The organism is Bacillus sp. PS217 (assembly GCF_037963535.1).
GTDB classification, from domain to species: Bacteria; Bacillota; Bacilli; order Bacillales; family Bacillaceae; genus Bacillus; species Bacillus subtilis.
Window position 1 is genome coordinate 2,316,706 of sequence record NZ_CP150157.1, and the last position, 17,337, is coordinate 2,334,042.

21 protein-coding genes are annotated in these 17,337 nt (G+C 44.3%); all 21 read right to left on the reverse strand.

What is annotated here, in order from left to right; genetic code table 11:
* Positions 1–20 precede the first annotated feature (20 nt).
* On the reverse strand, positions 21–1,340 hold the full coding sequence (gene lysA / locus NSQ83_RS11815) for a diaminopimelate decarboxylase (RefSeq protein ID WP_004398851.1): 1,320 nt from the start codon (positions 1,338–1,340) through the stop codon (positions 21–23).
* Between the two features lie 105 nt (positions 1,341–1,445).
* Positions 1,446–2,927 (reverse strand): spore germination protein SpoVAF, encoded by a 1,482-nt coding sequence (gene spoVAF / locus NSQ83_RS11820; protein ID WP_003230471.1) that lies wholly within the window; start codon positions 2,925–2,927, stop codon positions 1,446–1,448.
* Positions 2,878–3,489 (reverse strand): stage V sporulation protein SpoVABEA, encoded by a 612-nt coding sequence (spoVAEA, locus tag NSQ83_RS11825; RefSeq protein ID WP_003230469.1) that lies wholly within the window; start codon positions 3,487–3,489, stop codon positions 2,878–2,880. Before spoVAEA ends, spoVAF begins: the two co-directional genes overlap by 50 nt.
* A gap of 7 nt (positions 3,490–3,496) precedes the next feature.
* Complete coding sequence (spoVAE, locus tag NSQ83_RS11830) at positions 3,497–3,847, reverse strand: stage V sporulation protein AE (protein ID WP_003230467.1); 351 nt, start codon at positions 3,845–3,847, stop codon at positions 3,497–3,499.
* 1 nt (position 3,848) lies between these two features.
* Positions 3,849–4,865 (reverse strand): stage V sporulation protein AD, encoded by a 1,017-nt coding sequence (gene spoVAD, locus NSQ83_RS11835; RefSeq protein WP_003230465.1) that lies wholly within the window; start codon positions 4,863–4,865, stop codon positions 3,849–3,851.
* Between the two features lie 12 nt (positions 4,866–4,877).
* Positions 4,878–5,330, reverse strand: coding sequence for a stage V sporulation protein AC (spoVAC, locus tag NSQ83_RS11840; RefSeq protein ID WP_003223947.1), 453 nt, complete (start codon positions 5,328–5,330; stop codon positions 4,878–4,880).
* A gap of 12 nt (positions 5,331–5,342) precedes the next feature.
* Positions 5,343–5,768: a stage V sporulation protein SpoVAB gene (gene spoVAB, locus NSQ83_RS11845; protein WP_003230463.1), complete on the reverse strand. Its 426-nt coding sequence runs from the start codon at positions 5,766–5,768 to the stop codon at positions 5,343–5,345.
* Positions 5,758–6,378: a stage V sporulation protein SpoVAA gene (spoVAA, locus tag NSQ83_RS11850; protein ID WP_015714205.1), complete on the reverse strand. Its 621-nt coding sequence runs from the start codon at positions 6,376–6,378 to the stop codon at positions 5,758–5,760. The genes spoVAB and spoVAA overlap by 11 nt, the downstream gene beginning before the upstream one ends.
* Before the next feature lie 126 nt (positions 6,379–6,504).
* Positions 6,505–7,272: an RNA polymerase sporulation sigma factor SigF gene (gene sigF, locus NSQ83_RS11855; protein ID WP_003230458.1), complete on the reverse strand. Its 768-nt coding sequence runs from the start codon at positions 7,270–7,272 to the stop codon at positions 6,505–6,507.
* 11 nt (positions 7,273–7,283) lie between these two features.
* Positions 7,284–7,724 carry an anti-sigma F factor gene (spoIIAB, locus tag NSQ83_RS11860; RefSeq protein ID WP_003230452.1) on the reverse strand — a complete coding sequence of 147 codons (441 nt, stop codon included), beginning with the start codon at positions 7,722–7,724 and terminating at the stop codon, positions 7,284–7,286.
* Positions 7,721–8,074, reverse strand: coding sequence for an anti-sigma F factor antagonist (gene spoIIAA / locus NSQ83_RS11865; RefSeq protein ID WP_004398633.1), 354 nt, complete (start codon positions 8,072–8,074; stop codon positions 7,721–7,723). Before spoIIAA ends, spoIIAB begins: the two co-directional genes overlap by 4 nt.
* A 95-nt stretch (positions 8,075–8,169) precedes the next feature.
* Positions 8,170–9,339, reverse strand: coding sequence for a D-alanyl-D-alanine carboxypeptidase DacF (dacF, locus tag NSQ83_RS11870; protein WP_014480174.1), 1,170 nt, complete (start codon positions 9,337–9,339; stop codon positions 8,170–8,172).
* 153 nt (positions 9,340–9,492) lie between these two features.
* Complete coding sequence (locus NSQ83_RS11875) at positions 9,493–10,308, reverse strand: purine nucleoside phosphorylase I, inosine and guanosine-specific (RefSeq protein WP_003230447.1); 816 nt, start codon at positions 10,306–10,308, stop codon at positions 9,493–9,495.
* A 12-nt stretch (positions 10,309–10,320) separates the two neighbouring features.
* Positions 10,321–11,505 (reverse strand): phosphopentomutase, encoded by a 1,185-nt coding sequence (gene deoB / locus NSQ83_RS11880; protein ID WP_041336326.1) that lies wholly within the window; start codon positions 11,503–11,505, stop codon positions 10,321–10,323.
* A gap of 160 nt (positions 11,506–11,665) precedes the next feature.
* On the reverse strand, positions 11,666–12,556 hold the full coding sequence (gene xerD / locus NSQ83_RS11885; RefSeq protein WP_198878659.1) for a site-specific tyrosine recombinase XerD: 891 nt from the start codon (positions 12,554–12,556) through the stop codon (positions 11,666–11,668).
* Between the two features lie 7 nt (positions 12,557–12,563).
* Positions 12,564–12,791, reverse strand: a complete 228-nt coding sequence (locus tag NSQ83_RS11890; RefSeq protein ID WP_014477240.1) for a YqzK family protein — start codon at positions 12,789–12,791, stop codon at positions 12,564–12,566.
* Positions 12,792–12,914: 123 nt separating this feature from the next.
* Positions 12,915–13,364 carry a ferric iron uptake transcriptional regulator gene (fur, locus tag NSQ83_RS11895; RefSeq protein WP_003223972.1) on the reverse strand — a complete coding sequence of 150 codons (450 nt, stop codon included), beginning with the start codon at positions 13,362–13,364 and terminating at the stop codon, positions 12,915–12,917.
* A 112-nt stretch (positions 13,365–13,476) separates the two neighbouring features.
* The gene (spoIIM, locus tag NSQ83_RS11900) at positions 13,477–14,121 is read right to left on the reverse strand and encodes a stage II sporulation protein M (protein ID WP_029317959.1); all 645 of its coding nucleotides are present in this window, start codon (positions 14,119–14,121) and stop codon (positions 13,477–13,479) included.
* A gap of 100 nt (positions 14,122–14,221) precedes the next feature.
* Positions 14,222–14,437 carry a hypothetical protein gene (locus NSQ83_RS11905; RefSeq protein WP_029317958.1) on the reverse strand — a complete coding sequence of 72 codons (216 nt, stop codon included), beginning with the start codon at positions 14,435–14,437 and terminating at the stop codon, positions 14,222–14,224.
* Positions 14,438–14,528: 91 nt separating this feature from the next.
* A complete protein-coding gene (locus NSQ83_RS11910; protein WP_004398731.1) occupies positions 14,529–15,848 on the reverse strand; it encodes an NAD-dependent malic enzyme in 1,320 nt (439 codons plus the stop codon).
* Positions 15,849–15,865: 17 nt separating this feature from the next.
* Positions 15,866–17,272, reverse strand: a complete 1,407-nt coding sequence (gene mleN / locus NSQ83_RS11915; RefSeq protein WP_024572753.1) for a malate-H+/Na+-lactate antiporter MleN — start codon at positions 17,270–17,272, stop codon at positions 15,866–15,868.
* Positions 17,273–17,337: the final 65 nt, after the last annotated feature.

Sequence of the window (17,337 nt, forward strand, 5' to 3'; positions counted from 1 at the left end):
CGAAAAATCGGCGCTTTCTTTTATTGCTTTACACCCGTTTTAAATGGCAGATCAAGTTTTACAATATCTTCGTATGTTTCTCGCTTCACGACTAAATGAGCCTCACCGTTTTCGACAAATACAACGGCGGGTCTCGGAATACGGTTATAATTGTTGGCCATGCTGTATCCATAAGCGCCTGTACAAAAAACGGCAAGAAGATCGCCTTCTTTTACTTCCGGCAGGTCAATATCCCAAATCAGCATATCTCCGCTTTCACAGCACTTTCCGGCAATTGATACCGTTTTGTCATGCGCTTCTCCGATCCTGTTGGCTGCCGCAGCTTCATATTTAGCTTGGTAAAGCGCAGGACGAATATTGTCGTTCATGCCTCCGTCTACAGCCACATATTGGCGGACACCCGGCACTTCTTTTTGAGAGCCAACCGTATAAAGAGTTGTGCCTGCGTCTCCCACGAGAGAACGGCCCGGTTCGATCCAAATTTCCGGGATGTCAAAACCGTAACGGGAAGCATTTTCTTTCACAGCTTCGATAATTTTTTCAACGTATTCAGTGGCATGAAGCGGTTCATCATCTTCCGTATAACGAATGCCGAAACCTCCTCCAAGATTCAGCACCTTGGATACAAATGAATATGAATCTCTCCATTCGTCTAGTTTTTTGAAGATTTTTTCCGCTGCTAACACAAAACCGGCCGTATCAAAGATTTGCGAGCCGATATGGCAATGGACACCCAGCAGCTGAATGTGTTCCGATTGTAATACTTGTTCAATGGCCCGTTCAGTTTGTCCGTTATGAAGATCGAAACCAAACTTTGAATCTTCCTGGCCCGTTGTAATGTAGTCATGCGTATGCGCTTCTACTCCGGGCGTGATCCGAAGAAGAACATCGATGGAGTGACCCGTTTCTTTACATAGGTCTTCAAGAAGCGCGATTTCATAGAAATTATCCACCACAATGCAGCCGATGCGGTGCTCAAGCGCCATCCGCAGTTCTTCCCTGCTCTTATTGTTTCCATGAAAGTGGATGCGTTCTGCCGGAAAGCCTGCTGCAACAGCCGTATATAGCTCTCCTCCGGATACGACATCTAAAGAAAGTCCCTCTTCCTCAGCGAGCTGAATCATTGCGACTGATGAGAATGCTTTGCTCGCATATGCCACCTGTGCTTTCAGCCCTGCAGAAATAAACGCCTGCTTAAAGCTTTTAGCACGCTCACGTATTAAAGCCACATCATATACGTAAAGAGGTGTACCATATTTCTCCGCTAAATAGAGAGCATCCACACCTCCGATTTCTAAATGACCATGTTGATTTTGTCTGCTTGTGCCGTGTAAGAACAATGTCATTCCCTCTTTCTCCGCTTATGGATGAAAGGACAGTTTTATGGACTGTCCCTTCATAATTAAGACATACATTATCATACTCTTCAGTCAGTTTCAATGCGATTATGAATTGGTAGGCTGCCTTAAGCGATTTTTGGGGTGAACGATGCTGGGTCTTACTTTTGCGCCAGGTTTCGCTGTGCGGACAAGAACCTGCCACAGCGCCTTTCCGTTAAAGGGAATCAGCGGCCATAAGTACGGTGTCTGAAGGGATTTGATGCTTGCCATGGCAATAATTAGCACTGTAAATCCGATGACGAGCCCTTTTATATGAAATAAAGCAACGAGTATCATGAGGACAAGACGGCTCATTTTGTTTGCCAAGCTTAATTCATAACTAGGCGTCGTAAAGGTTCCAATCGCCGCAAGTGAGACGTACAGAATCACCTCAGGAGAAAAAAGGCCGACCTCAATCGCAATCTGCCCGATCAGAACAGCGGCAATTAAACCCATTGCTGTCGATAAAGCCGTCGGTGTGTGAATGGCAGCCATTCTGAGAAACTCGATTCCTAAGTCAGCTAAAAATATCTGCAGGATGATCGGGATATGCGTATCTTTATTTAAACCGATAAATTTCATGTTGTCCGGGAGCAGATCAGGCTGAAGCACAAAGAGAAACCAGATCGGAAGAAATAAAGTAGAAGCAAGAATACCGAAAAATCTTACCCATCTTAAAAAGGTCCCGACTGAAGGCGCCTGCCTATATTCTTCAGCATGCTGCACATGGTGAAATAAAGTCGTCGGGGTAATGATCACACTCGGCGATGTGTCCACTATAATGATAACATGGCCTTCTAGAACATGATTTGCGGCCACATCCGGTCTTTCTGTATAGCGCACGAGCGGAAAAGGATTATAGCTTTGATTAACAATGAATTCCTCGACAGTTTTGTCTGCCATTGTTAATCCATCGACATCAATGGATGCAATTTCTTTTTCTACGATCTCAACCAGATCCGGATCAGCTATATCTTCTATATAACAAATGCTTAAATCCGTCTTTGACCGCTCACCAACTTTAGTCATCTTGACTCGAAGGCGCTCGTCTCTGATCCGCCTTCTGAGAAGGGCCGTATTGACGACGATATTTTCAACAAATCCGTCTCTGGCTCCCCTGACCACCTTTTCCGTATCAGGTTCTTCCGGGTTTCTGCCCGGATAGCTTCTGACATCAATTATAAATGCGAAGCCTGCACCTTCAACAATGACAGCGACGAGCCCGGACAGCACTTGGTCGGTGGTTTCATCCAAGGTTTTTACTTTTTCGACCTGGGCGTTAAGCAGCCTGTTTTCGACGATGTCGACCAGCTCATCAGGGTCTTCTTTCCGATTGTTAATGGCAACAAGCTCTCTCATTAAATGAATAATATAGGCTGTATCGCATAATCCATTTAGATAGTAAAGCTGGATCTCTTTATCTAAAATCGTGAGCTTGCGAACACCTACATCATAGCTCGTCCCCATCCCAACACGGTTTTTGAAATACTCTTCATTTTTAGCTGGATTCCGATAAACCCGAATTTTCTCTTCCTTGTGGTCCGGCATGATACCCGCTCCTTTCTAAAATAAACTCGACCGCTTTCATGGTGATTGGCGACCCTTTTGAGATATCGTCTTTTCTGCCCATTTTGCCGATATCCCCGATACCGACAATAAGCGGGAGATCAAGTTTATCAAGGCAGTAGACTGTATCTCCACTCATTCTGTGGTCATCAAATTCCCTTTCCCCGACTTTATCGACGCCGTATTCAGTTATTTCTCCATTGCGGTCAATGCTTACATCAACCCTGGTCCATTCAGCCTGATGTGTTTTTGACGCGACCGCAATCACACCGAGCACTTCAATAGACGGATGGGTTGCGACATAGGTCAGAGCGGCTTCTCCCGGACCCTCTCCTTGAAGGCCGGAGTCGTCAAACATGACAAATACAGGATCATACGGTGCTGAGGCGATCAGCTTGACAAGCTCGGCGCCGCTGCGGGTGGAAGGATTCCCTTTTGATTGTGAAATACATCGACCTCCCACTTTGCTTGCGGCGTATTCAATTGTTTTAGCGGCATAAACATCCCCGTCTGTTACCAGTATGACCTTGCGTTTTGTCGTCATGTCGGCATTATCCTTTCGGTTTGAAAATAACAGCTACGATAAAGGCGAAAAGAATAGCGGCTGAGATACCGGCCGAGGTCAGCTCAAAAATCCCCATGCCGATTCCTATAAATCCGTGTATATGCGCCTGATGCATGGCGCCGTGCAGAAGACTGTGACCGAAGCTGACGATCGGAACGGTGGCGCCTCCTCCGGCAAATTCAATAAATTTATCGTAAATGCCGAAACCATCTAATATTGCACCGATTACAACAAATGATGTCATGACATGAGCTGGCGTCAATTTAAAAATATCCAAGAGCAGCTGGCCGACGATACAGATGGCCCCGCCGCAGACAAAAGCCAAAAGGTAGTCCATATTAAGATGCACCTCCTGCACGCTCAAATACAACCCCGTGGGCGATAGTCGGGATGGTTTCTTTTTGCTGGATCATCGTCGGGCTTAATAGCGCCCCGGTCGCCACGACAAATACACGGTTTAGTTTTCCTTCTCTCAGCTGCTTAAAAATATGAGAGTAGGTGACAACCGCTGAACAAGCACAGCCGCTCCCCCCGGCAAAGACCTGCTGATCCGGAGTGTAAATCAGAAGCCCGCAATCATCATGCTTTGTGCCGACTGGATATCCATCTTCTTTTAAAATGTCTTTTACGATTGGAGAACCGACGCCTGACAGGTCACCTGTCAGGATTAGATCATAGTCATCCGCTGTCCGGTTGAGATCTTTAAAGTGCTGCTTAATCGTATCAGCTGCAGCCGGAGCCATAGCCGATCCCATATCAAAAGGATCTGTAATTCCTAAATCAGAAACCTTCCCGACAGTCGCACTTGTGATTTGGATATCACCCGGTGTCTGACTGATGACAACTGCACCGCTTCCGGTTACAGTGGAGGTAGCAGTGTCCGGTTTTTGGCCTCCGTATTCTGTCGGATAGCGAAACTGTCTTTCCGCAGTTGCATTGTGACTGCTAGTGGCAGCGAGTGCCCTTTTGGCAAACCCGCCATCAACTAAGGCTGATGCGACAGCCACTGTTTCCATTGATGTTGAACAGGCGCCAAACATACAAAGAAATGGGATTTTCAAGTGTCTTGCGACATAGTTAGCCGTCACGTTTTGGTTCAGCAAGTCGCCTGCCAGCAATAGGTCAATATCATCTTTTGTCAGATTGTTTTTTTGAAGTGCAACATTAACAGCGTCTTCCATCAGCTGCCGTTCCGCCATTTCCCAGCTTTTTTGATTACAATGCATTTCGTCATAGGTTTTATCAAATAAAGAGCCGAGCGGTCCGTCTTTTTCCTTTGGTCCTGCTGCTGTTCCCGCTGAGTTGACAAATATGGGATGTTCAAATACCCAGGTTTGCTTTCCTGTTAATTTCATTTTCTTCTCCTCCTATGACATCAGTTTCTCAAAAGCAAACCGAATCATTCCAACGATGTATGCAGCTACAACTCCGAAAACAATAACATTTCCTGCCAGTTTAAACATATTTGTCGCTACTCCAAGCACTAATCCTTCACTTTTATATTCAAGAGCCGCGCTTGCCATACTGTTGGCAAAACCTGTGACAGGTACGGCTGAACCTGCGCCTGCGAATTGTCCGATTCTGTCATAGATGCCGAACCCTGTAAGCAGGGCGGAAATTAATATCAGCGTTGCAGCTGTTGGATTCCCCGCAGTTTTTTCATTGAAATCAAAAAAATGGATATAAAAATTTTGCAGACCTTGCCCGATTGCACAAATCAGTCCGCCCACTAAAAAGGCTTTTACACAGTTCCAGACGTAAGGCGGCTTAGGCTGATATGTTTTCACTTTTGATTTGTAATTTTCTTTTATGTTTGTCATCTTGAAACCTCCTTATGAATGGTCAATAAAGTACAGCCAATGAAATAAGGATCCCGCGATTTTCCCAATCACGATGGCCATTAACAGAATAATGATTTTACTTCTGAGCCCGATTCGTTTTGCCAAAATCGGCAGGACATTTAAAACCTCTGTAAGAGCAGCCGCTAGCATCCCGACGAACAAACCTGCCAGAAGCCCGACCGGCACAGCTATCCATTTTGTTAGATAAAGATGATTCATATGAAGCGTCTCCCATCCCCCGCAAACCGCGCCAAGAATAACAGCCGCTTCATAAGCCTGAACAAATCTCATTGTTTTGGTGAGCTGCATCAGCCGCGGAATGATTCCCATTACGGTTAAAAAAGCAACGAAACCCGCCCCCACCGTTATGCCTCCGCCGAGCCCGACAAAAATAATGAACAATACACTAACGATCATGCAGATCCTTTATGGTTTCTTGATTCTCATGCATGGCCACATATTGATCGAGATCAAGCTGATAGTTAAACATCTCAACCTCCAGCGGGCTGGGCTCTTCATTTAGGCGCTTTTTAAATATGTGGTTAAAAAACACGATCATCCCCAGTCCCAAACCGATGCTGTATGGGATTTGAAGCAAATATGGATAGTCATTCCTCTCTCCGGTTATGATTTCATATAGTGCGATATGAACATCTCTCATGCTTACATCCTCATGAAAGTTCATGATGGCAAGACACGATCCAATAAACAGAAGCAGCCAGACACCGATAAATAGAACCGTTGATAAATTTCGCTTTCGATATTGAATTTCAACAATGGTTTCTGCTCCGCCTACGGTTTGAACATCAAGTGTCGGATCTTGTAAATGAATGGCTCTGAGGACTTGTATGATATCCAGAATTACGATATTTTTATCTTTTTCGCTCACCTGATAAAGCGGCATAGCCGAAAGTTTCTTTTTCAGCTGAAGCTGCCCTTCTATTTGCGCGGCATCTCCAACGGTAATAATATCCCCTGGATGTGCCAGCACCCGGTGGCGAAGCCGGATAAATATTCGTCGTTCCATCATTGATCACCATCTTTCGGTGGTTATATATGTAGTATGTGGTTCGATTTTGTTCTCATTCATCCGCTCGAAAAGACCATAAATTACCACGCTTTTGCACACAAAAAAGCTAGCCTGCACTGCAGACTAGCCATCCGTATGATCCATTTGAACCTTGATCTGTTTTAATATTTTCTTTTCAAGCCTGGAAACCTGCACCTGAGAGATCCCGAGCCGCTCAGCCACCTCGGACTGTGTCTGGTCTTTATAATATCTGAGATAGACGATTAGTTTTTCCCTTTCCTCCAAATCGCTGATCGCTTCTTTCAGCGCAATTTTGTCAAACCATTTTTCTTCTGAGTTGTCAGCGATTTGATCAAGCAGGGTAATCGGATCTCCGTCATTTTCATAAACGGTTTCGTGAATCGAAGATGGAGCCCTTACCGCCTCCTGGGCCAGTACAACATCCTCAGCTTCAATCTCCAAATGGTCAGCGATCTCCTGCACCGTCGGCACTCTGCCCAGTGTTTTCGAAAGCTCATCCTTCGCGCGCCGGATTTTGTTTCCAAGCTCTTTTAATGACCTTGATACCTTTACGGTTCCGTCATCACGGATAAATCGTTGGATTTCTCCGATAATCATCGGCACTGCATACGTTGAAAAACGCACATCATAGGTTAAATCAAATTTGTCAACAGATTTTAACAGCCCGATGCAGCCGATCTGGAAGAGATCGTCAGGCTCATATCCTCTGTTTAAAAACCGCTGTACGACAGACCAAACAAGACGCATGTTTTTTTCTATGAGGAGGTCTCTTGCCTGCTGGTCGCCATTTTGGCTTTGTTTGATTAATTCCTTTACTTCATGATCCTTCAGCTGAGCGTTTTTGCCGTTTTTCTTAACCTCCACATCCATAACAAATCTCCTTAATTACAAAGCGCTTTGCTTTTTGATAAGTGCTTTGTTAAGCGAATCGTTGTTCCCATTTCAGGCGATGAATCGATACTGACATCATCCATGAAATTTTCCATAATGGTAAAGCCCATTCCAGAGCGCTCAAGCTCAGGCTTAGTCGTAAATAGAGGCTGACGGGCTTCTTCAAGATCTGTAATGCCTAAGCCTTCATCACGAATAGTCATATATACGACATGATCTTCCAGCGTCACTGAAATGTAAACTTTCCCTTCACAGTTCTCTTCATATCCATGGATAATCGCATTCGTGACAGCCTCTGACACGACTGTTTTGATTTCAGTCAGTTCATCCATTGTCGGGTCCAGCTGAGCTATAAATGAAGCAACTGTCACACGGGCGAACGATTCATTCTGACTGAGGGCAGAAAACTCAAGGTGCATTTCATTTTTCATGATGCCACCCCCAGTGTCAGGAGTGCCTGCTGTTCAGATTGTTCAAATCGGATAATTTTAAACAGACCCGACATATCAAACAATCGCTTCACCGCAGGAGAGATAGCGCAAACAACCATTTCTCCGCCAATTTGCTTAATTTGCTTGTATCTTCCTAAAATAACGCCAAGCCCCGAGCTGTCCATAAAGGAAAGGTCCTCCAAGTTCAGCACGATATGGCGAATATCATCCTTCTCCAATGATTGAGTCACTTTTTGCTTCAGGGTTTCAGCCGTATGGTGATCGAGTTCGCCTGTTAATCGAATACAAAGCACAGATTCTTTGACATTCATGTCAATTCCAAGGCTCATGCTCATTCCTCCTTGATATGATCGGATAATGAGTGTTTCGATTTCGACGGAATGAATTCCTTCACCGTGACAAAACTAGTGGTCATTCGGCATAATTACTTAAATTTTGTCCAGTCTCCCATCGTCCGCTTTAAGAATGTGATAAACCCGGCTTTCTTCATATCTTCTTTTGCAGCAACAGGACTTTCAGCGAGTACTTCCCCATCCTTTTTCAGAACAAGAGTGCCAAGCTCTTGGCCTTTTTGAATCGGAGCACTAATATTGTCCTTCATCTTGATTTCTTTTTTCACATCGTTCATATCCTCGCCTTTTTTCGTCAATATTGAAATCGGCTCAGATGTAGTGAGTTCGATCAATTTTTGTTTCCCTTTTTTGACCTTTACTTTTGCTACTGTTTGATTTCGTTTATATAAAGGATGCGTTTCATATTGGCTAAAGGCGAAGTCAAGCATTTTTGTCACTTGCGCGTTTCTTTCTTTAGGCGTGCTCGCTCCGAATACAACCGCTATGGCCCGCATGTTTCCTTTTTTAGCCGAAGCAGTCAGACAATATTTCGCTTCGCCTGTATAGCCTGTTTTTACGCCGTCTACACCAGGATAAAATTTGATAAGGCGATTTGTATTTACAAGCCAAAACTTTTTATCTGTATTTTCACGCAGATAATCTTCATACGTGCCGGTAAACTTCGTAATTGATTCGTATTTCAATAATTCCTTAGCCATGATTGCCATGTCATAAGCAGAGCTGTAGTGTCCTTCCTCGGTCAGTCCTGTTGGGTTTTTAAAGGATGTATTTTTCAATCCCAGCTCTTTTGCTTTTTTATTCATTTTCTTCACAAATTCTTCTTCAGAGCCGGAAATAAATTCAGCCATGGCGACGGAAGCGTCATTTCCCGAAGCGATTGCGATGCCTTTCAGCATTTCTTTGACAGTCATTTCTTCGCCGGGCTCAAGGAATATCTGTGAGCCGCCCATTGACGCCGCATGCTCGCTTGTACGGACTTTATCACTCATTTTGATTTTGCCTTTATCTAAAGCTTCCATAATCAAAAGCATCGTCATAATTTTCGTCATGCTTGCAGGCGCCAGTCTCTCATTGCTGTTCTTGTTGTAAAGCACTTTTCCTGTGTCACGTTCTATCAGCACCGCAGACTTCGCTTCATGAGCAAGCTCCGATGTACGTTTTCCGTCTTGTTTTGCAAATGCAGACGGTGCAAATGTAAGCAGCATTATACCAATCAACAAAGTGGATAAAAGACGTTTCATCTCAAAAGCCCTCCATTTCATAATCCTTTTTATTTTTTCCAAGCGGGATGGTTTTATACGCCACTGATGGAAAATCTTTCGAATTTTGGGCGTAAAAAAAGACAGCTGTGTGAATCAGACACAGCTGTCTTTTGGTCCTGCATTGATTCATTTTTATTCGTACTGAGCGACGATCGCTTTAACAAGCTTTAAGAATCCAGCTTTTACTTTTTCGGTCACTTCCATAACTTCATCGTGACTTAAAGGCTGATCCAGAATTCCGGCTGCCGCGTTAGAGATGCAGGAAATGCCAAGAACCCGCATTCCCGCATGATTCGCTACAATGACTTCCGGAACAGTAGACATGCCGACTGCATCAGAGCCCATCGTTCTTAAGAACCGGACTTCTGCCGGTGTTTCGTAAGAAGGTCCTGTCACAGCAGTGTACACGCCTTTTTGAATTGGGATATTAAGGTCTTTCGCAATCTTTTCAGCCAGGCTGGACAGATCTTTGTCATAGGCTGAAGACATATCTGGAAATCTGGCGCCGAAATCTGCTTCGTTTGGCCCGATTAACGGGTTTGTTCCCATAAAGTTGATATGATCGGTAATAATCATTAAGTCTCCCGCACGGAATTCAGTGTTGACACCGCCTGCGGCATTTGTCACGATCAACGCTTCCACACCGAGCGCTTTCATCACGCGTACAGGGAATGTGACTTTCTCCATTGAGTAGCCTTCATAAAAATGAAAGCGGCCCTGCATTGCAATGACGGAAACTCCTTCAAGAGTGCCAAGCACAAGTTGTCCGGCATGCCCTTCAACAGTAGATACCGGGAATTCAGGTATGTCTTCATATTTCAGCTTGACCGGATTTTCGATTTCGTCCGCCAAAATGCCAAGACCTGAGCCTAAAATAAGGCCGATCTTCGGAGATTCCGGCAGGTTTTGTTTAATAAAAGCGGCTGCGCGTTCAATTCTGTCCTTCAAGAAACAGTCCCCCTATTGTAATAAAGATAAAAAGCTTTTCCCGTATTTCGGTTTATTCGTTTGGAAATTATCAGCGATCGTTGCGCCAATATCGGCAAATGTATCTGCAAGCGGCAGCATTTGCGCTTTCTTATGTTTTTTGCTGTAAGCGAGAATCGGCACATACTCGCGTGTATGGTCAGTCCCATGATGAATCGGATCATTGCCGTGGTCGGCTGTAATCATTAACAGATCGTCTTCTCTCATTTTTTCAAACACTTCCGGAAGCCGCGCATCAAATTCTTCAAGCGCGCGTCCGTAGCCTTCAGGGTCACGGCGGTGTCCGAATAACGCGTCAAAATCAACAAGGTTCGCAAAGCTCAGACCCGTAAAGTCTTCTCCCAGCGTATCGATCACCTTGTCCATTCCGTCCATATTGGAAACCGTTCTGCGTGAAGAAGTAATGCCTTCTCCGTCGTAAATATCAGAGATTTTACCGATTGAAATCACATCTAAGCCGCTGTCTTTCAATTCATTCATGACAGTGCGATCAAACGGTTTAAGGGCATAATCATGGCGGTTTGGCGTCCGTTTGAATTGACCCGGCTCTCCGACGAACGGCCGTGCAATAATGCGGCCAACCATATATTTCGGATCAAGCGTCAGCTCTCTCGCCGTTTCGCAAATGCGATACAGCTCCTCAAGCGGCACAACCTCTTCGTGAGCGGCAATTTGCAGAACAGAGTCAGCAGACGTGTAAACAATTAAAGCCCCTGTCTCCATGTGCTCCTGACCAAGCTCATCCAAAATCGCTGTGCCGGAAGCCGGCTTGTTTCCAATAATTTTGCGGCCAGATCTCTTTTCCAGCTCTTGAAGCAATTCATCAGGAAAGCCTTCCGGGAACACTTTAAATGGTTTATCAATGTATAAACCCATAATCTCCCAATGGCCGGTCATCGTATCTTTTCCGTTTGACGCTTCTTGCATTTTTCCATAATAGGCAAGCGGATGTTCTGTTTTTTCTACACCTTTGATATCTTCGATAAGACCAAGGCCGAGCTTTGCCATATTCGGCATATGTAATCCGTTCATATGCTCGGCAATATGACCGAGCGTATGAGCGCCTTCGTCATTAAAGTCAGCGGCATCAGGCGCTTCGCCGATTCCGACTGAGTCCATCACAATTAAAAACACACGATTATATTTGTATGCAGGCATCTTGAAAGCCTCCTTTTTTTCTATACGTCTATTGTATCGCTAAGAGGTCTGACAACTCAAGTATAAACCGTTTTCATTCCCGTTGACAATGTATTTGGAAATAATGAGAAACTTCAATATTTTCTGTCGCTCTAAACAAAAAAGCCGCAGCCACCTGCGGCTATGCTCGCGGATGAAACTGCTTGTACACATCCTTCAGCCTTGTTTTCGTCACATGCGTATAAATTTGCGTCGTGGATATATCCGCATGACCGAGCATTTCCTGCACCGCTCTTAAATCTGCCCCGTTCTCAAGCAGATGCGTCGCAAAGGAATGCCTGAGCGTATGCGGAGTCAGCTCTTTTTTGATCCCGGCTTCCAACGCGATTTTCTTCAGGTTCTTCCAAAATCCCTGGCGGCTGATCTGTTTGCCGTGATGATTTAAAAAGAGGGCGTCAGACACATTGTTCTTTAACAGTTTTTCCCTGGCTTTTGTCATATATTCCTCAATGGCGGAAGCAGCGGCTTCACCAATTGGCACAATTCGTTCTTTTCTTCCTTTGCCGAAGCATCGGATAAACCCCATAGATAAATGAACATCTGCCGTTTTCAACTCAATCATTTCACTGACTCGTATGCCTGTCGCATAAAGCAGCTCCAGCATTGCTTTATCCCGATAGCCGAATGGGCTCGTCAGCTTAGGCGTGTCCAATAACCGCTCGACTTCATTGAGTGCGAGCACCTTCGGAAGCGCCCGTTCCGTCTTTTGTGTTTCGATATGAACGGAAGGGTCCTTATCCGTTACTTTTTCCCTGAGCAGAAATTGATGAAAAGAGCGAATGGATGCCAAATGCCGCGCCGATGTCTTACCGGATTTCCCCGAGTCCTTCAAATACTTTAAGTATTGGATAATATGTATGCGGGTAACGTGGTTCCAATCCGTCACATGAAGGGTTTCTGTTAAGTAGAGAGAATAGCTTTTCAAGTCACGTTCATAGGATACGATCGTATTTTGAGAGAGCCCTCTCTCTACCATGACGTAGTGGATGAAATCCTTTATTTGATCTTTCACTCTTGATCTACTCCCCGTTTTGGTAAAAAAAGATCAACCGGTCGAGCCATCCGCCTTTTTCATCCTGATCCATTTCAACAACTTTTACAGCGGAGCCTTCCGGTTTATCATACCGATGATAGTTTTCATACTCTTGATTCACCCATATCATAGCATAATAGAACAAAGCGGTAAAACCGGTAAACAGGATGAAAACTTTCAATGCATCGACAGCTGTTTTCAGGAATCTTCCCATGTCCTAATCGATCCTTTCCTATGGTTCCAGTTATATAAACCATATGCCAAATCAGAAAGGTTTTATACATAGAAACAGCAAAAAACCCTTTCCCCATGAGAAAAGGTTCGCGCTCGGCACCATCTATTCAGTTTCTTTTCCATTACAGCGGTGGCAAATGCCGTGAAACGTCAATCTATGATCTTTAATCTTAAATTTCCAATCACGTTCAATGATTTCTTCCACGTCTTCAAGCAAATCTTCTTCAATTTCATCAACGGCTCCGCACTCCATGCACACCAAGTGGTGATGAAAGTGAGCTGCGCCCTCTTTCCGAAGGTCGTAACGGGACACGCCGTCTCCAAAGTTAATTTTATCTACGACTTTTAATTCAGTTAATAATTCAAGCGTACGGTATACTGTAGCGAGACCGATCTCAGGAGATTTCTCTTTTACGAGGAGGTATACATCTTCTGCGCTTAAATGGTCTTCTTCGTTTTCAAGCAGCACTCTTACTGTCGCTTCACGCTGTGGCGTAAGTTTATAGCTGGATGAGTGCAGTTGTTTCTTAATTCGATCAATACGGTTTTCCATGTCTTTCCCTCCTACGCCGCATTCCATGACTCATTATAACAAAATACGCGCAGAGTTCCAACTATAATTATTATAAACTGATAAATAAAACGGTTTTCTTTTAATAATAATTTTAAAAAAGTCTAGATGTAAGCTTTTCCATTAAAACAGGAGATAAGTATGCTTCAAAGAGAGATGAGATCAGCGCTAAAAACAGAATGACCAGCAGCACAAAGGCATACCGCCCGAACCATTGAATCGGCGCGTCATGGAGGCTTCGTTTCACGAACAGCTGTCTGATTAACTTTAAAGAAAACGCAATTGCACATGTGCCCATAATGAGATAAGCCGGAATCAGCAGCACATTTTGCGGTAAAACGGAGACAAATGATAGGAAAAACCCGCTTACTCCCATCTGATTGACTAAAAACCCGACAGTAAAGCCGACGACGATCCCTTTCAGAAAGATCATGATGAAAATAATCGGCATCCCAATGACAGAAATTCCCAGTACCCACATCAGGCCTAAATACTTTGCATTATGAAAGATACTTTGCCCAAACATATCAGCTGAACTTGCCTGTTTTCCATCCGAAAGCTGTCCAAAAAATTGACTTAAGTAGTAGTATAAATCTTCTTTCTGGCTGATGGTCATACTGTTGACAATAATCGCGCCAAAGATGACACCCATGAAAAACAGCACTGACACAAATATATAAAGAGAGAGATGATCTTTGACATGCCTGAGAAACATGTCCTTATAAGAGATTTTTCGCATACCGTTTCCTCCCGCCCGTTCTAGTGATTTGATTTAATAGATTGTATGAAAGAAACGGAAAAACATGCCCTTTTTCAAAAAGAAACGATAGAGACGAATGCTAGGCGACTTTTTGGGGCACAAAAAAATCCTTATCATCAACTGCTGTATGATCATAAGGATTCTTATGCTTCCGTTTATTCAAAATCTCTTTTTTGCTTTTTGTCATTCTTTCATGTGTGCTGAAAGATGGTGTGCTGCCTCTTGATAATAAGACGTCACGTCCGCCGTTTCTCAATCGATGCTCCCGCTTCTTTTTCGCTTGGCTTTTTGCCATGTGATCACTCCCTTTTTTGTAATGATAACAAAATTGAACACTGATAAGAAAAAAAACAGCACCTGCTACGACAGGTGCTGTTTAGCTACATTTATTTCACTGCTGTAAGAGCTGCATGCTCGACAGCTGCTGCTACCGCATGATGGACTTTTGAATCAAGCGGCTGAGGGACAACATCACCTTGTTTAGTGCAGGCTGCGATGGCCTCTGCTGCTGCGACAAGCATATCATGATTAATCTCCGTGCTTTTTGCGTTAAGCGCTCCTCTAAAAATCCCCGGAAAACCGAGTACATTATTAACAGAACGCCCGTCAGCTGCATATGCGGCGCCAGCCTGCAGTGCGGCCTCCGGCTCAATTTCCGGCTTCGGATTCGATAAAGCCAAAATCACTTGACCAGAACGTACAAATGCAGGTTTTATTAAACCCGGAACGCCCGTTGTAGCAATGACAATATCACATGTTTCCATAAGCTCCTCAATACTGGAAACTGCCTGTCCGCCGTATTGTTCGAGACGGTTCATTGCTGACTCTGATTTGTCTGTTCCGTACACAGCATTCACACCATAAGCCATGAACATCCGGCAGATGGCCACGCCTGCTGCGCCAAGGCCGATTTGCCCCACTTTCGCTTCCTTCAGGTCAACCCCCGCACTCCTGCATGCCGAAATGGCAGCTGCCAGCGTCACTACAGCTGTACCATGCTGGTCATCGTGCATAACAGGGATGTTCAGCTCCTCTTTTAGGCGATCCTCGATTTCAAAACAATGCGGCGAACCGATATCCTCAAGAAGGATGCCGCTAAAGCCCGGAGAAATATGTTTTACTGTTTTGATGATTTCTTCAGGATCACTCGTATCAAGAAGTATCGGAATGCCGCTAATACCCGCCAGCTGATCAAACAAAGCAGCCTTTCCTTCCATGACAGGCATGCCAGCCACAGAGCCGATATTCCCCAGGCCTAAAATTGCGGTTCCATCCGTTACAATTGCAACAGAATTGCTGATCGTTGTATAAATAGAAGCTTTTTCAGGTTCTTTTTCGATCAGTCGGCACACGTCCGCAACACCTGGTGTATAGACACGTCCCAGCTCTGCCAGTGAACGGATCGGCATTTTGCTTTTCATTTGGATTTTTCCGCCTTCATGTGCGGACAGGACTTCGTCAGATACGGTGTGAAGCCTGATCCCTTCTCCGAGGGCCTGTACAGCCGCGATCACTTCCTGAAGCTGTTCTTCATTCTCCACTTGAACGGTAATATTCCGCATTGTGTAATTGGGTCCGACTTTTACCGTCTCCACTTCACCAATATCTCCGCCCAGAAGGCCGATTGCCGTAGCCACCCTTCCAAGATTTCCGGGAACCGAAGGCGTTTCGATCATCAGTGTCCGAATCATGTGTTTCGCTATCATTCAGTGATCCTCCCCTATTAGCCTAGTTTTTCGGCTTTAACTGTATTGTTTTTCGTATACCATATAAATTTTCCTGTATAACCATAGATAATTGCAAGACCTATTGCTACAAAACTGAGCCACATAAACGGCAGATAAGAGAAGGTAGAAACACCTAAAATACCAGCCATGTAAATCCCATTATCAGACCAAGGTACCATCCCCGAAGTCAATGTTCCCCCGACCTCTGAGTTACGTGATAATACTCTTCTGTCCAGATGTAAGCGATCATAGCTGTCTTCCATAATTTTCGGAGTCAAAATAAGGGATACATACATTGCACAGCCGAAGATGTTCGCTAAAAACGCTACAATCAGCGTAGATAAAGTGACATTGCCGGCAGATGTTAATTTCTTTTCAAACGTTGAAACAATGACTTTTAACACGCCGAGTTTCTCAAGCAGACCGCCAAAACCAAGGCCAAAGATGATGACGACGAGAGAATCAAGCATACCGACAATTCCACCGCGGTTTAACAAGCCGTTCAAAAATTCAACATCAGTTTTAATAGAGAAGCCGTTGTACGCAGTTGCAATCGCATGGGCAATATCCATTCCTTGGAAAACAACAGCCCAGATTGCACCGAGTAAAGCGCCAATTACGATAACCGGCATAGATGGCTTTTTCATCGCCAATAAGACTATGACGACAACTGCCGGGATCAGCATCCAAATATGAATGTCAAACGTGTTTTGCAAAGATGATTTTAAGAATTCAACTTTATCAAGATCAATATTTTTCCCGCCGTACCTAAATCCAACAACTGTAAAGAGTATAGCTGTAATGACATAAGCAGGTATTGATAAATAAAGCATTGCTCTCACGTGAGCCAATACATCGACTTTTGATAGTGAAGAAGCTAGAACTGTACTGTCAGACAGCGGAGACAGCTTGTCCCCGAAATAAGCACCTGAAAGAATAGCTCCCGCTACAAGAGGAAGCGGAATCCCTAAACCCTCTCCAATTGCGATCATGGCAATGCCGGCAGTTCCGACTGTTCCCCATGACGTTCCTGTTGCCACAGACATAATGGAACAAATAATTAACGTTGCCAGTAAAAAGATACTTGGGTGAATAAATTCCAGTCCGTAATAAATCAAAGTCGGCACAACGCCTCCGGCAATCCATGTTCCGATGAGCGCTCCAACTGAAACGAGAATCAGTACGGCTTCAAGGCCATTTGATATTCCATGTACAATCGCATTTTGTAAATCTTTATAAGAATAACCGAGTCTTATACCTAAAAGCATTGCAATAAACCATGAAACAAAAAGCGCCAGCTGTATCGGCAAGTCGAGAAAGACTGTAAACGATAGAACAAGTGCTAAAAATACTCCTAGTACAATAATAATTTCAAATAGTGTTGGCAATCTTACATCCTTCAAAAGAAGTCCCCCTTCATGTAAAAGCTAAAACGCTTTCAATATATAGTGCAACACGTATACTATAC

Coding starts and splice junctions, on each gene's coding strand:
- NSQ83_RS11890 (WP_014477240.1), bottom strand. CDS start 12,791: ATGGGAAGATTCCTGAAAACAGCTGTCGATGCATTGAAAGTTTTCATC.
- spoIIAA (WP_004398633.1), bottom strand. CDS start 8,074: ATGAGCCTTGGAATTGACATGAATGTCAAAGAATCTGTGCTTTGTATT.
- spoVAF (WP_003230471.1), bottom strand. CDS start 2,927: ATGCCGGACCACAAGGAAGAGAAAATTCGGGTTTATCGGAATCCAGCT.
- NSQ83_RS11910 (WP_004398731.1), bottom strand. CDS start 15,848: ATGATAGCGAAACACATGATTCGGACACTGATGATCGAAACGCCTTCG.
- dacF (WP_014480174.1), bottom strand. CDS start 9,339: ATGAAACGTCTTTTATCCACTTTGTTGATTGGTATAATGCTGCTTACA.
- spoVAEA (WP_003230469.1), bottom strand. CDS start 3,489: ATGACGACAAAACGCAAGGTCATACTGGTAACAGACGGGGATGTTTAT.
- spoIIM (WP_029317959.1), bottom strand. CDS start 14,121: ATGCGAAAAATCTCTTATAAGGACATGTTTCTCAGGCATGTCAAAGAT.
- sigF (WP_003230458.1), bottom strand. CDS start 7,272: ATGGATGTGGAGGTTAAGAAAAACGGCAAAAACGCTCAGCTGAAGGAT.
- NSQ83_RS11905 (WP_029317958.1), bottom strand. CDS start 14,437: ATGGCAAAAAGCCAAGCGAAAAAGAAGCGGGAGCATCGATTGAGAAAC.
- spoVAD (WP_003230465.1), bottom strand. CDS start 4,865: ATGAAATTAACAGGAAAGCAAACCTGGGTATTTGAACATCCCATATTT.
- spoIIAB (WP_003230452.1), bottom strand. CDS start 7,724: ATGAAAAATGAAATGCACCTTGAGTTTTCTGCCCTCAGTCAGAATGAA.
- deoB (WP_041336326.1), bottom strand. CDS start 11,505: ATGCCTGCATACAAATATAATCGTGTGTTTTTAATTGTGATGGACTCA.
- spoVAB (WP_003230463.1), bottom strand. CDS start 5,768: ATGATCGTTAGTGTATTGTTCATTATTTTTGTCGGGCTCGGCGGAGGC.
- spoVAA (WP_015714205.1), bottom strand. CDS start 6,378: ATGGAACGACGAATATTTATCCGGCTTCGCCACCGGGTGCTGGCACAT.
- spoVAE (WP_003230467.1), bottom strand. CDS start 3,847: ATGGACTACCTTTTGGCTTTTGTCTGCGGCGGGGCCATCTGTATCGTC.
- spoVAC (WP_003223947.1), bottom strand. CDS start 5,330: ATGACAAACATAAAAGAAAATTACAAATCAAAAGTGAAAACATATCAG.
- fur (WP_003223972.1), bottom strand. CDS start 13,364: ATGGAAAACCGTATTGATCGAATTAAGAAACAACTGCACTCATCCAGC.